Source organism: Halorarius litoreus (genome assembly GCF_024362405.1).
GTDB lineage: Archaea > Halobacteriota > Halobacteria > Halobacteriales > Haloarculaceae > Halorarius > Halorarius litoreus.
Window position 1 is genome coordinate 3,102,283 of sequence record NZ_CP101454.1, and the last position, 16,480, is coordinate 3,118,762.

The window sequence follows — 16,480 nt, forward strand, 5'->3', positions numbered from 1 at the left end:
CCCGTGCAGAACGTTACGGAGGAGACCAGCAACCCGTTCGGGATGCGTGTCGGGGGGTCGGCGGTGTACGGCTACGGCGACGCCAACGCCGACTTCCACGTTATCGGCGAGTCGCCGTACGCACACGGTGGCGCCGCAACCGGCATCCCGTTCACCGATTCGCTCGAAGGGGAGCGACTGCAGGCGGTGCTCCACGACGCGGGCCTCCTCGACGACCCGTACAGCGATGAACCTGCGGTCGAGAACCTGTTTCTCTCGTACGCCCACCCTGGAGTCACCGATGGGCCGCCCACGGCTGCCGAGTTCGCGGACGCCGAGCGGTTCCTCGACGCCGAACTGCGCGCCATCAACGCCCACATTCTCTTGCCCGTGGGCGACCGCGCACTCCGCTACTGTCTGGACGAACACACGTCGCTCGCAGCGAAACTCCCGGCCGACGCGCGCGAACTCCACGCCCGACAGCTCCGGGGGCGCGGGTTCATGGTCGTCCCTGTCGCCGACCCTGCGGAGTGGGAGGACGGCGACCACGAGCGGCTCCTGGCGTCGCTCCGGTCGATACTCGATTCGGATTACCGGCAGACGAAAGGCGTCGCGACGACGGTCGGCTAGGTTCGGTCGACGAACTCGACGACGTGGTCGGCGATCTCCTCGCCGGCGTCCTCCTGCAGGAAATGCATCGCGCCCTCGATCCAGACGTCCGGCTGCTCGCTCGCGGTCGGAATCAGCTCGCGCAGTGGGTCGCGGTTGCCGCTCGTGATCGGGTCGGAGTCCGCGAACAGCACGAACGCTGGCTTCTCCCACTCTTTCAGCCGCTTGGCGGCGGCCTGTGTCATCTCGGCGCCGTCACCGCCGCCCTTCCGTGGGACCATGTCGGGCCATGCTCGCGCACCGGCTTTCGATTCTTCCGTGTGGAACGGTGCCTCGTACGCAGCGAGTTCGGCGTCGGAGAGGTCCGTCGCGGTTGCGTTCTGGATGAGCATGCCGATGGGGAGTTCCTCGACTCCCTCGACGAACTCGCGGAACTGCTCCCACTCGGGAGGCATCTCCTGGGTTCCCTGTGGGACCCCGGTGTTCATCGGAACGAGCCGGGCGAACCGCTCGGGTCGGTGGGCTGCGAGTGTTAGCCCGAGGATACCGCCCCAGTCCTGGCAGACGAGCGTAATGTCGGTGAGGTCGAGTTCGTCCACGAACTGCTCGAACGAGTCGTAATGGAGGTCGAAGGAGTAGGCGTCGCGGTCGGTGTACTTGTCCGACCGGCCGAAGCCGAGCGCGTCGGGGACGACCACCCGACCACGGTCGGTGAGCCGGTCTATCAGCTTCCGGTAGAGGAAGCCCCAGGTCGGTTCGCCGTGCAGCAGGAGGAAGGTTTCCTCGCCGTCGCCAGCTACGTCCACGTACGCCATCTCTGCACCGTCGTCGGTCACCTCGACAGTCTCGTGGGGGTAGTCGTAGTCGGGCACGTCGTCGAACCGTTCCTCGGGGGTACTGACGAGGCTCATGGTGGCGAGGCGCCCGCCCGACTGAAAGTTGTTTCCCCAGTGTGGCCGAGAAGTTAACGTTGTTATCCGTTCAGGCTGTCTCGCAAGAGGCGTTCGACGGGCCGAGCGCGACCATCTGGAGGTCGTTCGCCCGGCACTGCTGGACGGCGCGGACTCGTACACCTCGTCGGGGACGAGCTCTGCTTCGTCGGGCAGCATGTAGAGCGTCCTGTCGGAATCGTTGTCGTCGGAGTCACAGTACTGGATGCTGTAGGTGACGTAGGTCTGGAGCGCCGACTCGCTGGCGTGACAGCTCGCGTTGCGCGTTTCGGTCCCCTCGACCATCAGCGTGAACGGCGCGTTGCGCCGAACGGTACCGTCGAGCTGGGCGCGTCCCCCACGCTTGCCGCTCTCCGTGGCGTCGACTGCAACCTGCCCCGCGGCGCTCCCGGTCGCTGCGCCGGCAGTGACGGCCGCGCCGGCCGCGACTGCAGTGGTTCGAAGCACGCTACGTCGGCTGACTGTCGATTTCGAGTGGTCGGTGTCGTCCATGGGTTGCGTACCCGGTGTAGGGCAGAGTACCATCCACTCGCACGCCCGGCAATCGTTTCACCGGAAATTCTGATATTTTAAGCTCACTTCGCGGTGGCTCAGGGGTAGGGATGGAGCCGCTCGCGCGGGCGACACGCTCATTATCGCCCCGGGCTTCACGGGAGGATAGATGGACGTTCCCTCGCTCCCGTTCGAGATGAAGCAGGTGCAACTCGGCAACCAGGCGTTCGAAGGCCAGAACAACTGTTACGTCCTCGGGACGGAACCGGATGCGAGCCTCACGCTCGTCGACACCGGCATCTCAGACGCTGCGACCCGCGACCAGCTCGAATCGGAGCTGTCGGCCCACGGTATCGCGTTCGAGGACGTCGAGCGCATCCTGCTGACCCACTGGCACCCGGACCACACCGGGCTCGCCGGTGAGATCCAGGCAGCGTCGGGCTGTTCGGTCCACGCGCACGCGGCGGACGCCGGCCTCATCGAACAGCGTCCCGAGGATCTGGAGGCGATGAACGATCGGATGCAGCGGCGAATCGCCGAGTGGGGGATGCCGACGGCCAAACAGGAGGAGTTGCTCGCCATCGTCCTCGCGGACGAGGGAGAGGGTGAGCCGTCCGAGGTAACGCCGTTCGAGGCTGGCGACCGGTTCGACGTCGGGAGCGTCGAACTCGAAGCTGTCCACCTGCCCGGGCACACCGAGGGGCTCTCCGGCTTCGCGTTCGACGGGCGTCGTGGCGAGGAACTGTTCTCCGGCGACGCGCTCCTCCCCTACTACACCCCGAACGTTGGCGGGGCGGACACCCGTGTCGAGCGGGCGCTCGCGAAGTATCTGGACACGCTCGAAGGCATCGTCGACCGCGGCTACGAGCGGGCGTGGCCCGGCCACCGAGGGGCTATCGTCGACCCCACGGGTCGTGCAGCCGACATCGTCGACCACCACCGCGAGCGAACCGAACGCGTCGTCAACGTGCTCGCCGACCACGGCCCCGCAGACCCGTGGACCGTCAGCGCTCACCTGTTCGGCGACCTCCACTCTATCCACGTCCTGCACGGTCCCGGCGAGGCACACGCGCACCTCGACCACCTTCTGGAGGCAGGCGTCGTCGCGCGCTCGGGCACCGAGTACGAACTCGTCGACGCCGACGCTGACCTCGATGCGCTGTTTCCCGACCTCTCCGGGCGCATCCGGCCGAGCTACTACCCGGTTCACTGAAGGTACATGACCGCGGTTCCGGAGTGCGCCTCTCCGAAGTGAGGTGACGAATAGCCGAGAGATACATATCCTTTCGTGGCAAATATTACCACGGATGAGTCTCCCGTACAGTCGCGCCACCACCCCATCCGACCAGCCGACACTTCCCGTTCTGCTGGAGCTGGTTTCGGCACTCGTGAACGACGACCCGCTGACGGTTTCGACCCGTCTTCGCGACGCCTACGGCTACCAGGTCCGGATTCCACCGTTACACCCCGCGCTGGACTCCGAAGTGTACCTGCTGTCGCACCCAGACGACGTCCAGTTCGTGCTCCAGTCGCATCCCTCGAAGTTCAGAGCCCTCGACGTCCCGGGCTCCCGTGACTTCGGCCGCGTCATCACGAACAGCATCGTCAGCCTCAGCGAACACAGCGAGGAGGGGTCCTGGGTCGAGCGCCTTCGACTGGTCCATCCGGAGTTCGCCGAGCGAGCTATCGAGGCGCACGTTCCGGAACTGGCGGAGACCACGCTCGCGACGCTCGCAGAGTTCACCCAGGGCCCCGAGCGGCTCGTCGCCGCCGACGCCGCGAACGTCCCCGAAGGTGCGCAGGTGTGGACACCCGGCGTGGACGGCGTGAACCTGTTGCCGGCGATGCGGCGACTCACCCTTCGCCAGCTCGGCGTCTCGCTGTTCGGCACGGACATGCGCGCTCACGAGGTGGAAATCATCGACGCCGTCGACACCCTCCGACGGCAGTTCAAGCGCCGACAGCTCCGTATCGTGACGAGCTACGTCACCCGGTACCTCCCGGCCGAACTTCACCTCCCCGGCTGGCTGCAGGGGCCGCTCGGTGCGGACCCGTACGTCGAACTCGGCAACCGACACGAACGCCGCACCGACGCGGCAATCGAGACGCTGGTGGCCGCGGCCGACGCCGTCGTCGCCCGCCGCGAGCAGACGCCGCTGGTGTTCGACGACGCGCTCGCGGCGTGGCTCCGACGCCGCGACCCGGTCACCGGCGAGCGACTCTCCCCCGACGTGCTCCGACAGGAGGTGCTCGGCCTGCTCATCGCGGGCCACGCCACGACGAGCGCAGCGCTCACGTGGGCGTTCTACCTGCTCGCGGCCCACCCGGAGGTCCAGGAACGCATCCACGAGGAGGCACGTGCGACGACCTTGCTGGCCGACTACGAGACGGTCCGCGGGTGGGACGACGACGAAGGGACGCCGGACGATGTCGACGGTCGGACGTTCCTCGACTCGTTGCCCTACACGCGGCAGGTGTGGCAGGAGACGCTCCGGCTGTACCCCGCGCTCCCCATATTCGGTCGCACGGTCAACGAGACGGTGACGGTCGGTGACGTGACGCTCGACGAGGGGACGCACGTCCTCCTGAGCCCCTTCATCACCCACCGTGACGAGGAGTTCTGGGACGACCCCGAGACGTTCGACCCCGACCGGTTCTGGCCCGAACGCCACGCCCGCCGCCCGGCGTTCGCATACTTCCCGTTCTCGGGTGGCAGACACGCCTGTCTCGGCGAGTCCATCGCCACCACGGAGGCGCTCGTCGTCCTCGCGACGACGCTCGCGACCCACCGCATCGAGTTCGTCGGCACGGACGGCCCACACGAGTCACCCGAGGTGGGCGTCGACTCGGCCATCAACCTCCAGCCCGACCGCGACATCGCGGTCCGGTTCGTCCCCCGCGGGTGACAGGCCAGCACAGCCCACCCGAAAACACTTGCCCGAGAGTCGAGTGCCCCGGCCATGGACGCGCAGATCGCTGCGGCGCTCGACGCCGGCTTTCCCGACCGGGCCGTGGCGCGCGTAACCGACGCAGGGCCATCGTGGAACGAGGCGAACCGAACGGTGGGCGTCGAGTTCGAGGACGGCGAGCGCATCTACCTGAAGACGGCGAGCGACGGTGACGGGAGCCGCGTCGCCCGCGAACGAGCGGTCATCGACTACGTCGCCGCGCACACCCCCGTTCCGGTCCCGGACATTGTCGCTGCCGATGCCTCGGCCGTCGTGCCGTACCTCGCGACGGCACCCGTCGACGGCCCCGGGATGCTCGAACTGTGGAGCGACGCCGACAAAGCGGGAAAGGAGACGCTCGCTCGCGACGTCGGGCAGGCGCTCGCGCGCCTCCACACGGCCCGATTCGACGCACCCGGGCACGTCCTCGGTGGTGGCACCGACGGACTCGACCTCGATATCGCTCCGTGGACCGAGGTGCTCGTCGACACCGTCGAACTGATGCGCGAACTCGCGTACTCCGACCGGTTCGACCACCACTTCGACCGCGTCATCGAGGCGGTGCGTGCGAACCGCGACTGCCTCGACGACACGCCAGCCGCACTCCTCCACGGGGACCCCGCACAGCCCAACTGCTTCGTCGTCGACGACCGCACCGGCTTCCTCGACTGGGAGGTCGCCCACGTCGGCGACCCAGCTCGCGACCTCTATCGCGCTCGTGACCAGCAGTTCACACCGGTTCGCGGTGACGCGTCCAAGCCGCTCGTGGATGCACTCTACGAGGGCTACCGTCGTGTGGCGGGCGGGCTTCCCGATGGCTACGACGAACGCGCACCCATCTACGATGCCGTCCGACTGCTCGGCGTCTCGGGCCACTTCGGACAGACCGTCGAGTTCTACGACGAGGACCCCGCCGAGTTCGCAGACTGGCTCGAAGCGGAGATGGACCGGCGGCTGGCGCGTGTTTCCTAGTCGGGAAAACGGACGTGGCGGGAGTGTCGTGAGCGGAGCGAACGACACGTCGACCGGCGAGCGGAGCGAAGTCGGTCGGGACTGAGCGAAGCCGAAGGCTTCGCGAGGTACGCCACGGACGCGAGTGAGGAGCGACGCGACGAACGAGCGGACGTGGCGGGATTCTCACCACGGTCGCTCACGGCGTTCGCTCTCTGGTTCGAATCCCTTGGTGTCGGTTTCACGCCTCGCTGTCGCTCGGCGGAAAACGGACGTGGCGGGACTGAGCGAAGCCGAAGGCTTCGCGAGGTACGTCACGGACGCGAGTGAGGAGCGACGCGACGAACGAGCGGACGTGGCGGGATTCGAACCCGCGCTCTAGGGGTTAGGAACCCCTCGCCCTGGTCCACTAGGCCACACGTCCCTGTCGTGAGGACCCCCGGACACGAAAAAACCGTTGCGGAGCGCTACCGCTGGTGACGTAGCGGTCGAAAGAACGGAATGAGTTAGTTCTCCGTCTTCTCCTCTTCGACGTCGTCGGACGTCGACTCCTCGGTCGAGGACGTGGAGGAGGTGGCGGTGGGCTCCGTCTCCGTCTCGGTCTTCGTTTTGCCCTGTCGCATCTCGTTGAGTTCCTGTTCGACCTCCTCGCGGCCCTTCTGGAACTCACCCATCGCCTCACCCGTCGAGCGGGCGAGCTTCGGAATCTTGTTCGCGCCGAACAGCAGGACGGCGATGAGCAGGATGACCAGCAGCTCGGGGCCACCGGGAATGCCGAGCTGTGCTGGGGTCAGTAGTTCGAGCATCTCTGTTCGTGGATTACTCTCTCCCGATTATAGGCTTTTTCCTAGAAAGAGGCGGTGCGTGGTGTCGACTACTCGGCGTCGACGGCCCGGTCGGCGTCTCGACGCTCCGACTTCCCGCCGCGCATCTCTTCGAGCTCCTGTTCGACCTCTTCGCGACCCTTCTTGAACTCGCCGAGCGCCTCCCCCGACGATCGTGCCAGCTTCGGGATCTTGTTCGCGCCGAACAGCAGGACTGCGACGGCGAGAATGATGAGCAGCTCGGGGCCGCCCGGGATTCCGAGCTGTGCTGGGGTCAGTAGTTCGAGCATCTGTACCTGTCGATTTGGGAGGGTAGTTGTAGGTCTTTCCCTGGGTCGGAGAGGTGGTTGTAGGTCTTTCCCTCATTTCAGCACGCGACCCCTCCGCGGCGTTTCCGCTACGCCAACCCTCTTGATCGCGGCTCCAAACAGCCAGATATGGTAGACGTAGGCGACGACGCCCCCGAGTTCACAGCACCGCTCGCGACCGGCGACCTCGAGGAGTTCACGCTCTCCGAGCGACTCGACGACGGCCCGGTCGTGCTCGCGTTCTTCCCCGGCGCGTTCACGAGCGTCTGCACCGGCGAGATGCGGACGTTCCGCGACCGGTTCGACAACTTCACCGGCGAGGCGACGCTGTACGCCGTCTCCACCGACTCGCCGTTCTCGCTCAACGAGTTCCGCGCACAGAACGACCTCCCCTTCGACCTCATCAGCGACGTCTCGGGTGAGGTGACCCAGGCGTACGGCGTCTCGCTCGACCTCGCGACACTCGGCGTCCCGGGCGTCGACGAGGGCGACGTCGCCATCGCCGAGCGCGCGGTGTTCGTCGTGGACACCGACGGACAGGTCACCTATGCGTGGGTCGGCGACAATCCCGGTGTCGAACCCGACTACGAGGAAGTCGAGTCCGCCGCGACCGAAGCGTAACCCAGCCCGAATTCTTTTCGCCTCACGGCCCGTCGACTGAAGTATGAGCGACGTCGAAACCGGTGGCAGAGAGTACGATCCTGCCGCGAGCCACGCCTTCCCCGACGAGCGCGTCAACGAGATTCTCGCCTTCCTCGAGACCGACGAGGAGGTGCAGACGTACCTCGACGCCCAGAACGTCAACCCGGTCAAGCGAAAGGGGTACAACGACCACGGCAGCAAACACATCGACATCGTCCGGAACCGCGCGCTCTGTCTGTACGACCTGCTCAAGCGCGGCGGTGTCGAATTCAACGGCGCGGCCGACCAGGGGCTCGACGAGGCCGACGAGGCGGTCATCATCGCGCTCGCCGCCACGCTCCACGACATCGGCCACGTCGTTCATCGCGACGACCACCCGTACTACTCGATTCCCCTCGCCGCGGACATCCTCGACCGCATCCTGCCCGAGTTCTACGATCTGGGCGACACCGTCCGCATGAAGGGAGAGGTGCTCCACGCCATCCTCTGTCACCACACCGAGGAGGACCCGCTGACGACCGAGGCCGGCGTCGTCCGCGTCGCCGATGCCCTCGACATGGAGCGGGGGCGTTCGCGCATCCCCTACCAGCGCGGCGGCCGCGGTATCAACACGCTCTCGTCGCAGGCCATCAAGACGGTGTCGCTGATGCCCGGAGACGGTCGCCCCGTCCTCGTCGAGATCGAGATGAGCGACGCTGCCGGCGTCTATCAGGTCGACGAGCTACTGAAGGCGAAACTGGTTGACTCCGGGCTCGAGGAGGCCATCCGTATCGTCGCCATCAACACGCACAACGACGACGAGCGGCTGGTCGAGCGAATCGAACTCTAGGGCTACGGCGAGAGGAAGCCCGAGCCGCGGAGGTCGACGCTGTCCCCCTCGACGAGCGCTTCCGCGTCGAAGATGGCGCGGATGGTGTTCGTCTCCTTGTCGTCGTGCATCGCCGGATGGAGCGCGAACAGGCCGAACAGCTCCGCCGAGCGGATGCGCGAGGTGAACACGTGCAGGAAGCGGAACACGGTCTGGAGCTGGCCGTACATCAACAGCGTCGAGATCGACAGCAGTCCGACCCGGACACGCTGAGCGTAGCCGAGCTTCTCGAAGCGTTCGAGATGCTTCGCGAACTCGAGACTCATCCCCGTCAGGTCGCCGGGGGAGGAGAGCTGACTGACGCGGACACCGTCGATCTCCTCTGGGCCCTTCTCGTTCGTCACGTCGACCACGCCGAGCCGTTCGGGTGCGAACCCCTTGCGGCCACGGAGGGTCTCGACGACGGTCTGTGCCGAGGTGTCGGCCGTGATGAGGATGACTGCTTCCCCGGCTTCGAGGCCCTCTGCGGCGGCGTCGAGCAGCTGCTCGCGGACCGGCTGTGCGTCGCCCGACAACAGGAGACTCGCTCCGTCGTCGAAGCTCAGCCCGCTGTCGAGAGTGGATGTGGTGTAGCTCACTCGGAATCCCCGCTCTCGGCTCCGTCCTGTAGTTCACGAACCATCGCGACGAACTCCCCGTTTCCCATCTCGGGCATCGAGGTGTCCAGTTCCTCCCGGAGCTCCGTCATCCGGGTCTGCAGCTGCTGGTACTCCTCGCTCCGCTGGAGCTCCGACCGCGATTTCGTCGTTTCGAGGAGTGCGCGTTTCGACGCAAGCGAGTACAGTTCGCGTTCCATCTCGGCGAACGACCCTCTGGCGAGCAGTCGCTCGACCGTCTCCAGCAGCTGGTCTTTGCTGACGGGCTTCGTCAGGTAGTCGTCGAACCCCATCTCGAGGATGTCGAAGTCCGGTTCGACCGCCGTCACCATCGCGACGCGACACTGGACCGACCGTACCCTGATGGCTGCGAGCACCTCTTCGCCGGCCATCCCTGGCATCAGGCGGTCGAGAAGGGCCACGTCGACGCTGTCGCTGAGCTGTTCGAGCGCCTCTTCCCCACCGTTCGCCGTCAACACGGTGTATGTATCAGACAGCCAATGAGTGTAGATGTCGACGAGCGCTGGCTCGTCTTCGACCACCAGAACCGTCGCTTGCTCCTCACCCATGTCTCTCTGTGAGGGGATTGAGCCGGGCCCTATTGAATGCGTGGGCTTGAGGTCTGTCGTTCATATCTTTGCGTTGGTATGTGTGGTTGATCGACTACAGCGAGGCTGTCGTCGAGTTGGTTCGACCCGAGCGGTCCTCGACGATGAGCTTCACCTCACTCGGTGTCGGTCTGTTCGGACTGGTGCTGGTCCCGTCGTCGAGCCACGGGCCGACCCAGCGGCTGTCCACGACTGCCTGCCCGTCGCCGTCGAACCGACGGCTAGTGATGAGGTCGCCGGTCGAGTCGAGGATCTGGATTTCGACGAAGGCAACGCCGGACTCCGACGAGCTGTCATCGTCCGAGACATTGAAATCGACGATGGGTTGTTGAATCGTTCGAGTGGTTGTGCATGATAACACTGTGTCCGAAAGGACCGGTGCATCCACCTCACCGAACGAATCACAGGTCTGCGTTTCGTCGACATCAACGGTGAAACCATCAACCGTGGGGTCGTTCGCGTCGAGCGGTCCTTTCGTCGACACCGTCACCTTCTCCAGTGGCGCTGTCGGCGTCCCGGACCCGTCGAAGTCCCGCTGGAAGGTGACCAGGTTCCCCGACGACGGCTGGTACGACGCTCGGCCGTTCGGCCCTGTCGTCACCGTCTCCGAGGTGGCCTCGATGTCGACTGCTACGCCACTGACGGGGTTGTTGAACGAGTCGCGGACCTCGATGGTGGCGACGGTCGGGTCGTCGTCGTCCACCGGGACGATGTATCGGGCCTCGGGGTCGCCGCCCGTGCCGAACCCGACTTTCCCCAGCCGAAGCGTGTACTCCTCGTTCGGTTTCAGCGTGATTGTGAGGGTGTTGGGGTCGGTACTGGTGTCGTAACTCGCGGCGGTCACGAACCCGTTGCCTGAGACGGTGTTACCGTCCAGCCCGTTAGCGTTGGTCGCGTACTCGTCCGCGAGGATTTCCTGCCACTGCGACTTGGGGAGGCGTGTCGGGATCTCGATGGTCACCGGGCTACCATCGTCTTCGATGGTGTACTCGCGTGCTGGCGCCGAGAGAGCCTTGGCCGAGACGGTGTTCGCTTCGACCCCGCTCGACTCGTACTCGCCACCGATGGCAACGAGGGAGATCTCACGGCCGTCGATGAAGGTACTCTCCTTGACGAGCGCTTCGTCGTCGAACGCCTCGTAGTAGACACCCGCTTCCCGGACGCGGGTGGACGTGCCTTCGAGCTCGTTGTAGTTGACGGTGTAGTTCAGCGCGCGGGTCGAGAGCTGCGGGTCGGTCGCGAGGTAGTTGCCGAGGTTGCCGTCGGCGTCGGCGTTCGAGAGCTGCATCGTCGCCGCCTCGCTGGTCTGCAACCGCCCGGTTGCAGCTGGTGGGTTGTAGAACAGCAGCCGCGGCGGGTAGTCGACGCCGAGCCGGACCGTCGATTCCTGCGTTCGGCCGCTGTCGACGGCCTCCGACATCGCGACGCGCAGGTTCGCCATGTCGTTCGTGACCGCGTTGCTGTGTTCGAACTCAACTTCCTCGTTCGCGTTCGGAACGGCCTGTACCTGGAGTAGCGAGATGAGCGCGATCACCAGCCCGAAGACGAGGATCGAGCCGATGACCTCGCTCACACCGCGCGTGTCGGTTGGGAGTGGGTTGCGAGACATGTTATATGAACAGGAAGACGGCGAGCGTCAGCCCCACCAGCACGAGGCTGTACTTCAGCCCGGCGAGCACGTCGTTGTCGGCGAGCTTGCCGGCGAGCAGTCCACTGCCGATCCCCTGGATGAGCGCCGAGTGGAAGAACACGGTCTGGTAGGCGTCGACGGGCACCTGTGTGATGTCGACGACGTCCGCGTTCGCCGTGGCAGCGGCTTCACTCGACAGTTCCCCGATGGGGCCCAGATACGAGGTGTCGAGCAGCACGATGACCCCCAGATACACCAGGAACCCCATGATGACGATGGCGGTGTACGCCTGCATCTCCTTCTGCCGCTTCGTCTCGATCTGGTAGCGGTTGCGGGTGTCCTCCGCGGCGATGGAGATGATCTTCGCGAGGTCCGACGACGAGCGCGACCCCTTCGCGATGAGGTTCATCGTCCGCGTGACCTGCGGCACTTCCAGCCGGTTCGCGAAGGAGAGCAGCGCGCGCTGGACGTCGTAGTTCCACTCGATGTCGTTACGGACCTTCCGCAGTTCGTCGGCCATCAGGCCCTCTGACCACCGGGAGACGAGGTCGAACGACTCCGTGAGCGAGATGCCCATCTGATTTGCGCTCGACAGGATGTTGAGCGTGTCGGGGAACCGCCGGGCGATGCGCTGGTGGCGGCGCCGCTGGCTCTCGTAGAACACCGTGAGCGGTACCATCGTCACGAGAAACGGGACGACGAAGTAGCCGATGGTCGCCTGGACGGGGTTCGCCGTGACCGCTGCGTACGTCGTGGGGACGCTGCCGGTCGCCACGAGCGCACCGACGGCGACCGCGGCGAGCGGGACCGTCAGGAGCAGCGACAGCAGCGGGTTCCGGTTCCGGATGTGACTGATGGGATTCGAGACGGTCTCCCACATCTCGTTGCGGCGCTTGCGTTCCTCGTACGTCGCGTACCTCGGATGGTCGCGGACCGGCTCAGGGGGCTGTTCGTCGTCGTCGTCGCGGTCGCCCTCGATCTCCACCTCGCCGGAGTTCTGGGCGTAGGGTTTCGAGAGGAAGTCGATGACGACGAGGAACGCCCCCATCGCCAGCGGCATCACGACGTAGACGATGAGGTACGTCGGGACGAGCGACTCCCCGCCGAGCAGGCTGATGACCATCAGCGTCACGATGAGGAACAGCGGCGCGGCGACGAACATGACGACGAACACCTCCGAGAGCACCGAGAGCGTGTCGAGGAACTCGTCCTGCTTCTGGCGTGCCTCGTCCATGTAGGAGTTCGCCTCGCCTTCGAGGAACTGCGAGAAGTCGCTCCCGGAGTCGAGCACGGAGAGCGTGTCGTCGAGGAACTGTTCGAGGTTGTCGGAGGGGGTGAGGTTCCGGGCGTCGCGAATCGCCGTGAAGAGGTCGTTGCCGAACAGCTCCACGTCGCGGACGATCATGTCGAACTCGTTTGCCACCTCGCCGTAGACGCCCTCCGAGTGTGCCAGTTCGCGGAACACCTCGAACGTGTTCATCCCGCCGTGGCTGAGTGCGTACATGTAGACGATGGCGTGGGGGAGCTGGATGTCGATGGCGTTCTCGCGGCTGTTGACGACGTTCCGCGGGTAGTAGTAGCGCCCGAGGAACGTGGTGGCGGCGAACACGGCGACGAGCAGGAGCGTCACCGAGACGAACAGCGCGTACGTGGTGGTCTGGGTATCGAGGCCGGCGAGCGTGGCCACCTGTTCGACGACATCGAACGCGAGCAACTGCGCCACGAGTCCCATCCCGACGAGCAGCCCGACGACGCCTGCCAAAAGCGCGTATCGTGCCGACCGCGCGAGGTAGATGTCGTACGTCTCGCCGAACCGTGCCTGATTGAGCCAGCGCTGGATATCGCGGAACGACTCCGGATGTGTCATGAAGTACGTCCGGAGGTAGCCGTGCTGGTCGCGCAGCCGCTTGCGCTCTTCCCGTGAGAGCTCACGGCGCTCGGGGAAGTACTGCTCCAGTTCGTACTCCGGGACGGGTGCCGCGTCGTCGATGTTCGGTTGACTCATTCGTCGAGGTCGGCGGGGCTGAGCGTCCCCGCCTCGATCTGTGTCATCAGTTTCTCCTGGTCGGTGCCGAACGCGTGGATGGCGTTAGTCACCTCACGGTAGCCGGAGATGTCGTTCTCGACGAGATACTGGAGGAACTCCTCGCGTTTTCGCAACTCCTGTGCGAGCCGCTTTGTCGACCAGCCGCGGTCCTCGGCGATGTCCTGGAGCACCTGCGAGTTGTTCACCTTCTGGTGGTGGTCGGCGTCGGCGTCGCGCCGGAACACGTCGATGGCCCGCACCGTCTCGCCGGCGTTGTCGCCCGACCTGATCTCCGTGACGCCGTGGTTCCGACGGACGCGGTCGCCGTCGAGGAACGTCTGTTTCTGGATGGAGATGATGTCGAGGTCGAGAATCATCTGTGTCGGGACGGAAAGCGGGTCGTTCTCGAGGCGGTTGAGCACCCCCTCGACGCTCTCGGCGTGGATGGTCGTGTACGCGGTGTGGCCCGTGCCGATGGCCTGGAAGAACGTGAACGCGACGTTCTGTTCGGTCCGAATCTCACCCACGAGGAGGTACTCGGGACGCTGGCGGAGCGCGGCCTGCAAGAGTTCGTACATCGACACTTCGCCACGGCCCTCCGCGGTGATGGAGTCGCGCGTCAGGCTCTGAATCCAGTTGTCGTGCGGGAGCGTGATCTCCCGGGTGTCCTCGATGGAGACCACCTTCGAGTCCTCGGGGATGAACATGGAGACGGCGTTCATCGAGGTCGTCTTCCCCGAGCCGGTCCCGCCCGCGAAGATGAGCGACCGGTTCGACTCGATGGCGAGCCAGAAGTAGGCCATCTGTTCGACGGAGAACGTGCCGTGTTGGACGAGGTCGACCGGCGTGAACGGCACGTTCGCGAACTTCCGGATGGTGAAGTTCGACCCGCGCGTGGAGACGTCGGACCCGAACGTCAACTGCACCCGCGAGCCGCCGGGAAGGGTGCCGTCCATCAGCGGCTCCGACACTGAAATCTGTTCGCCCGCACGCTGGGCGAGTCGGAGGGCGAAGGACGACAGCTGCTGGCTGTCGAACCGGATGTTCGTCGGCAAATCGCGGTGTTCGAAGTGGTAGACGTACACCGGGATGTCGACGCCGTCACACGAGACGTCCTCGATGTTCGGGTCGCGCATGATGGGGTCGATGGGACCGAGGTGGACGAAGTCCCGCAGCAGGTAGTACTTGAGCTTGCGTAGCGTGCCGGGGTCGACCGTCGCTGCGGCGTGGTCGGCGACGATTTCGCGGACCTTCTTCTCGAAGACGGCCTCCCGGTCGTCCCCCTCGTCGAGGTCCTGATACATCAGCGAGTTGCGGATGATCTTCACGAGGTCCTCGCGGACGTACTCCTCGAACTCGCTGAGGACGGGTTCGTGGACGTGATATCGGAGCTTGTCGTTCCCCGGGTTCCGAAGAATCGAGACGTACGCGTAGGGTTTGTTCACCCAGATGCGCTCGACCTCCTCGTAGTCGTCGAGATACGAGAAGTCGAAGAACTCCGTCTTGATGAACTGCGTCGACGGCTGCCCCCCGAACGCGCCGCTGATGTCGGCGTCGTCGAACCACGCTTTCACCTCTCGAAGGATCTCTCCCTTTATCGGATGGTCGGTCACCAGCCCGCGGTTCCCGGCTGGCTGGTCGTCCTCTGGTGAACCTGTCATGGTGGTCACCCCCAGCGTTGTGACGACTCGGCCACCATTCGAACTGTATTAAACATGTGAGTTGAAACGATAATTCGACTCCTCGGTTAAATCGTGTTCGGTCTTTACAAGAGTCGAAACGCCGAGAAACGGCGTCTCCGCGCGTTTCGCGGCACATAAAGCCCCGGACCATATTGGGTGTGGAAACTACCCCATCTCGACATATGTGATAAACTACCGGATATGGCCGGGGGATGTGGCGTTTGTTCGTGAATGTCAAACAGGGGACTGCCGAAGCTAGTCGGGCTGATTCCGAGAATCTGTGTCGACTGAATCTCGTCTGTCGACCGGCCACGCGGTGTGCCCCCGGTCCACTTCGTCGAGGAGGTGCGTTCGCTGCTGTTCGCGCGCTGCGACTTGCAGGGTTCAACTCCCTCAGTGGAGGAAACACGTCTCTCACGTTCGTTCGAGACGGGTATGCACCGGCCGGGAGTTGAACCACGGTCGCTCACGCTGTTCGCTCCCTGATTCAATCCCGCGAGGAGAGACGTGCTCGCTGCCGCTCGCACCGTATGCACCGGCCGGGAGTTGAACCCGGATCGTTGGCTTGGAAGGCCAAAGTCATGCCATTAGACCACCGGCGCGCTCGCCGATGGCAAGCGCGCCGAGGTTCGCGGTTCCTGTGGAACCGCTCCCCACCGGCGTTCGGACGCTCACCACCGGTCTCTATCCACCCGTAATCCACCCCGCCCTATGTGCGTTTCCCTTCCGGGCCGACCACGGCGTAGCAGTTCCCGCTGGAGACGACCGACGATTCCACCCCGAGGGCACTCGCCGCGAGGTCCGCGTCGAACTCCGCCGGGTCGTAGATGTGGTAGAACCGCCCGACGGTCTCGCCACCGGGGAGCGTCCAGTCGACGGTGGTGTCGAACCCCTCGTCGCGGTCGAAGCGGTCGTGGGCCGTGCTCCAGGCGCTGACGACGGCGCTGCCACCGGGGCGGAGCACGCGCGCCAGTTCGTCGAGACTCGCGACCCGACCCTCGCGAGTCGGGAGGTGGTGGATGGTCGCGACGTACACCGCCAGGTCGACGGTGTCGGACGCGAGGGGAAGCCGGGCGGCATCTCCCTGGAGCAGCGTCGCGTCGAACCCCCGGTCGGCGGCGCGCCGTGCTGCAGCGTCGAGCAGTCCCCGGGAGGCGTCGAGCCCGACCACTCGCTCGGCGTGCTCACACAGGAGCTCGACGTGCCGACCGTTGCCACAGCCGACGTCGAGTGCGAGCGACACGACCCGGCCGTCGAGAAACTCGCGGACCTCCGGCCACGGGTACTCGCGGGTCGAGGCGAAGTGGTCGGCGATGCGGTCGTACGTCGCGGCCACCCCCGCGCGGTCGTCCATGCTACAGGGGTCG

At 65.4% G+C, this 16,480-nt stretch carries 15 protein-coding genes and 2 tRNA genes; 6 read left to right on the plus strand and 11 right to left on the minus strand.

From position 1 onward, the window contains the following. The first annotated feature begins 3 nt into the window (after window positions 1–3). Window positions 4–609 carry a uracil-DNA glycosylase family protein gene (locus NL126_RS16425; protein WP_255195964.1) on the plus strand — a complete coding sequence of 202 codons (606 nt, stop codon included), beginning with the start codon at window positions 4–6 and terminating at the stop codon, window positions 607–609. Here NL126_RS16425 and NL126_RS22080 read toward each other — a convergent pair. Further along, complete coding sequence (locus NL126_RS22080) at window positions 606–1,499, minus strand: haloalkane dehalogenase (RefSeq protein WP_350355508.1); 894 nt, start codon at window positions 1,497–1,499, stop codon at window positions 606–608. The genes NL126_RS16425 and NL126_RS22080 overlap by 4 nt on opposite strands. A 727-nt stretch (window positions 1,500–2,226) precedes the next feature. Between NL126_RS22080 and NL126_RS16435 the strand changes: the two genes are divergently transcribed. The 3 genes from NL126_RS16435 (at window position 2,227) to NL126_RS16445 (ending at window position 5,950) form a co-directional block, all read left to right on the plus strand. After that, complete coding sequence (locus NL126_RS16435) at window positions 2,227–3,243, plus strand: MBL fold metallo-hydrolase (protein ID WP_255198859.1); 1,017 nt, start codon at window positions 2,227–2,229, stop codon at window positions 3,241–3,243. A gap of 94 nt (window positions 3,244–3,337) precedes the next feature. After that, complete coding sequence (locus NL126_RS16440; RefSeq protein WP_255195966.1) at window positions 3,338–4,936, plus strand: cytochrome P450; 1,599 nt, start codon at window positions 3,338–3,340, stop codon at window positions 4,934–4,936. A gap of 54 nt (window positions 4,937–4,990) precedes the next feature. Continuing rightward, window positions 4,991–5,950: a phosphotransferase family protein gene (locus tag NL126_RS16445; protein WP_255195967.1), complete on the plus strand. Its 960-nt coding sequence runs from the start codon at window positions 4,991–4,993 to the stop codon at window positions 5,948–5,950. Between the two features lie 329 nt (window positions 5,951–6,279). Here NL126_RS16445 and NL126_RS16450 read toward each other — a convergent pair. The 3 genes from NL126_RS16450 to NL126_RS16460 form a co-directional block, all read right to left on the minus strand. Next, a tRNA-Arg gene (locus NL126_RS16450) sits at window positions 6,280–6,353 on the minus strand. 82 nt (window positions 6,354–6,435) lie between these two features. Further along, the gene (tatA, locus tag NL126_RS16455; protein WP_255195968.1) at window positions 6,436–6,735 is read right to left on the minus strand and encodes a twin-arginine translocase TatA/TatE family subunit; all 300 of its coding nucleotides are present in this window, start codon (window positions 6,733–6,735) and stop codon (window positions 6,436–6,438) included. 68 nt (window positions 6,736–6,803) lie between these two features. Next, window positions 6,804–7,043 (minus strand): twin-arginine translocase TatA/TatE family subunit, encoded by a 240-nt coding sequence (locus NL126_RS16460; RefSeq protein ID WP_255195969.1) that lies wholly within the window; start codon window positions 7,041–7,043, stop codon window positions 6,804–6,806. 147 nt (window positions 7,044–7,190) lie between these two features. Between NL126_RS16460 and NL126_RS16465 the strand changes: the two genes are divergently transcribed. Continuing rightward, on the plus strand, window positions 7,191–7,682 hold the full coding sequence (locus NL126_RS16465) for a redoxin domain-containing protein (RefSeq protein ID WP_255195970.1): 492 nt from the start codon (window positions 7,191–7,193) through the stop codon (window positions 7,680–7,682). A gap of 43 nt (window positions 7,683–7,725) precedes the next feature. Then, window positions 7,726–8,532, plus strand: coding sequence for an HD domain-containing protein (locus tag NL126_RS16470; RefSeq protein ID WP_255195971.1), 807 nt, complete (start codon window positions 7,726–7,728; stop codon window positions 8,530–8,532). A gap of 2 nt (window positions 8,533–8,534) precedes the next feature. Here the strand turns inward: NL126_RS16470 and NL126_RS16475 are convergent, their stop codons facing one another. The 7 genes from NL126_RS16475 to NL126_RS16505 all read right to left on the minus strand — a co-directional run bounded on the left by NL126_RS16475 (window position 8,535) and on the right by NL126_RS16505 (window position 16,467). Further along, a complete protein-coding gene (locus tag NL126_RS16475) occupies window positions 8,535–9,149 on the minus strand; it encodes a DUF7504 family protein (protein ID WP_255195972.1) in 615 nt (204 codons plus the stop codon). Next, complete coding sequence (locus NL126_RS16480; protein WP_255195973.1) at window positions 9,146–9,736, minus strand: response regulator; 591 nt, start codon at window positions 9,734–9,736, stop codon at window positions 9,146–9,148. Before NL126_RS16480 ends, NL126_RS16475 begins: the two co-directional genes overlap by 4 nt. A gap of 94 nt (window positions 9,737–9,830) precedes the next feature. Next, on the minus strand, window positions 9,831–11,348 hold the full coding sequence (locus NL126_RS16485; protein WP_255195974.1) for an Ig-like domain-containing protein: 1,518 nt from the start codon (window positions 11,346–11,348) through the stop codon (window positions 9,831–9,833). 37 nt (window positions 11,349–11,385) lie between these two features. Beyond that, a complete protein-coding gene (locus tag NL126_RS16490) occupies window positions 11,386–13,410 on the minus strand; it encodes a type II secretion system F family protein (protein WP_255195975.1) in 2,025 nt (674 codons plus the stop codon). After that, window positions 13,407–15,092 (minus strand): type II/IV secretion system ATPase subunit, encoded by a 1,686-nt coding sequence (locus NL126_RS16495; protein WP_255195976.1) that lies wholly within the window; start codon window positions 15,090–15,092, stop codon window positions 13,407–13,409. Before NL126_RS16495 ends, NL126_RS16490 begins: the two co-directional genes overlap by 4 nt. Before the next feature lie 552 nt (window positions 15,093–15,644). Further along, a tRNA-Gly gene (locus NL126_RS16500) sits at window positions 15,645–15,715 on the minus strand. Between the two features lie 107 nt (window positions 15,716–15,822). After that, a complete protein-coding gene (locus tag NL126_RS16505; protein ID WP_255195977.1) occupies window positions 15,823–16,467 on the minus strand; it encodes a class I SAM-dependent methyltransferase in 645 nt (214 codons plus the stop codon). Window positions 16,468–16,480 lie beyond the last annotated feature (13 nt).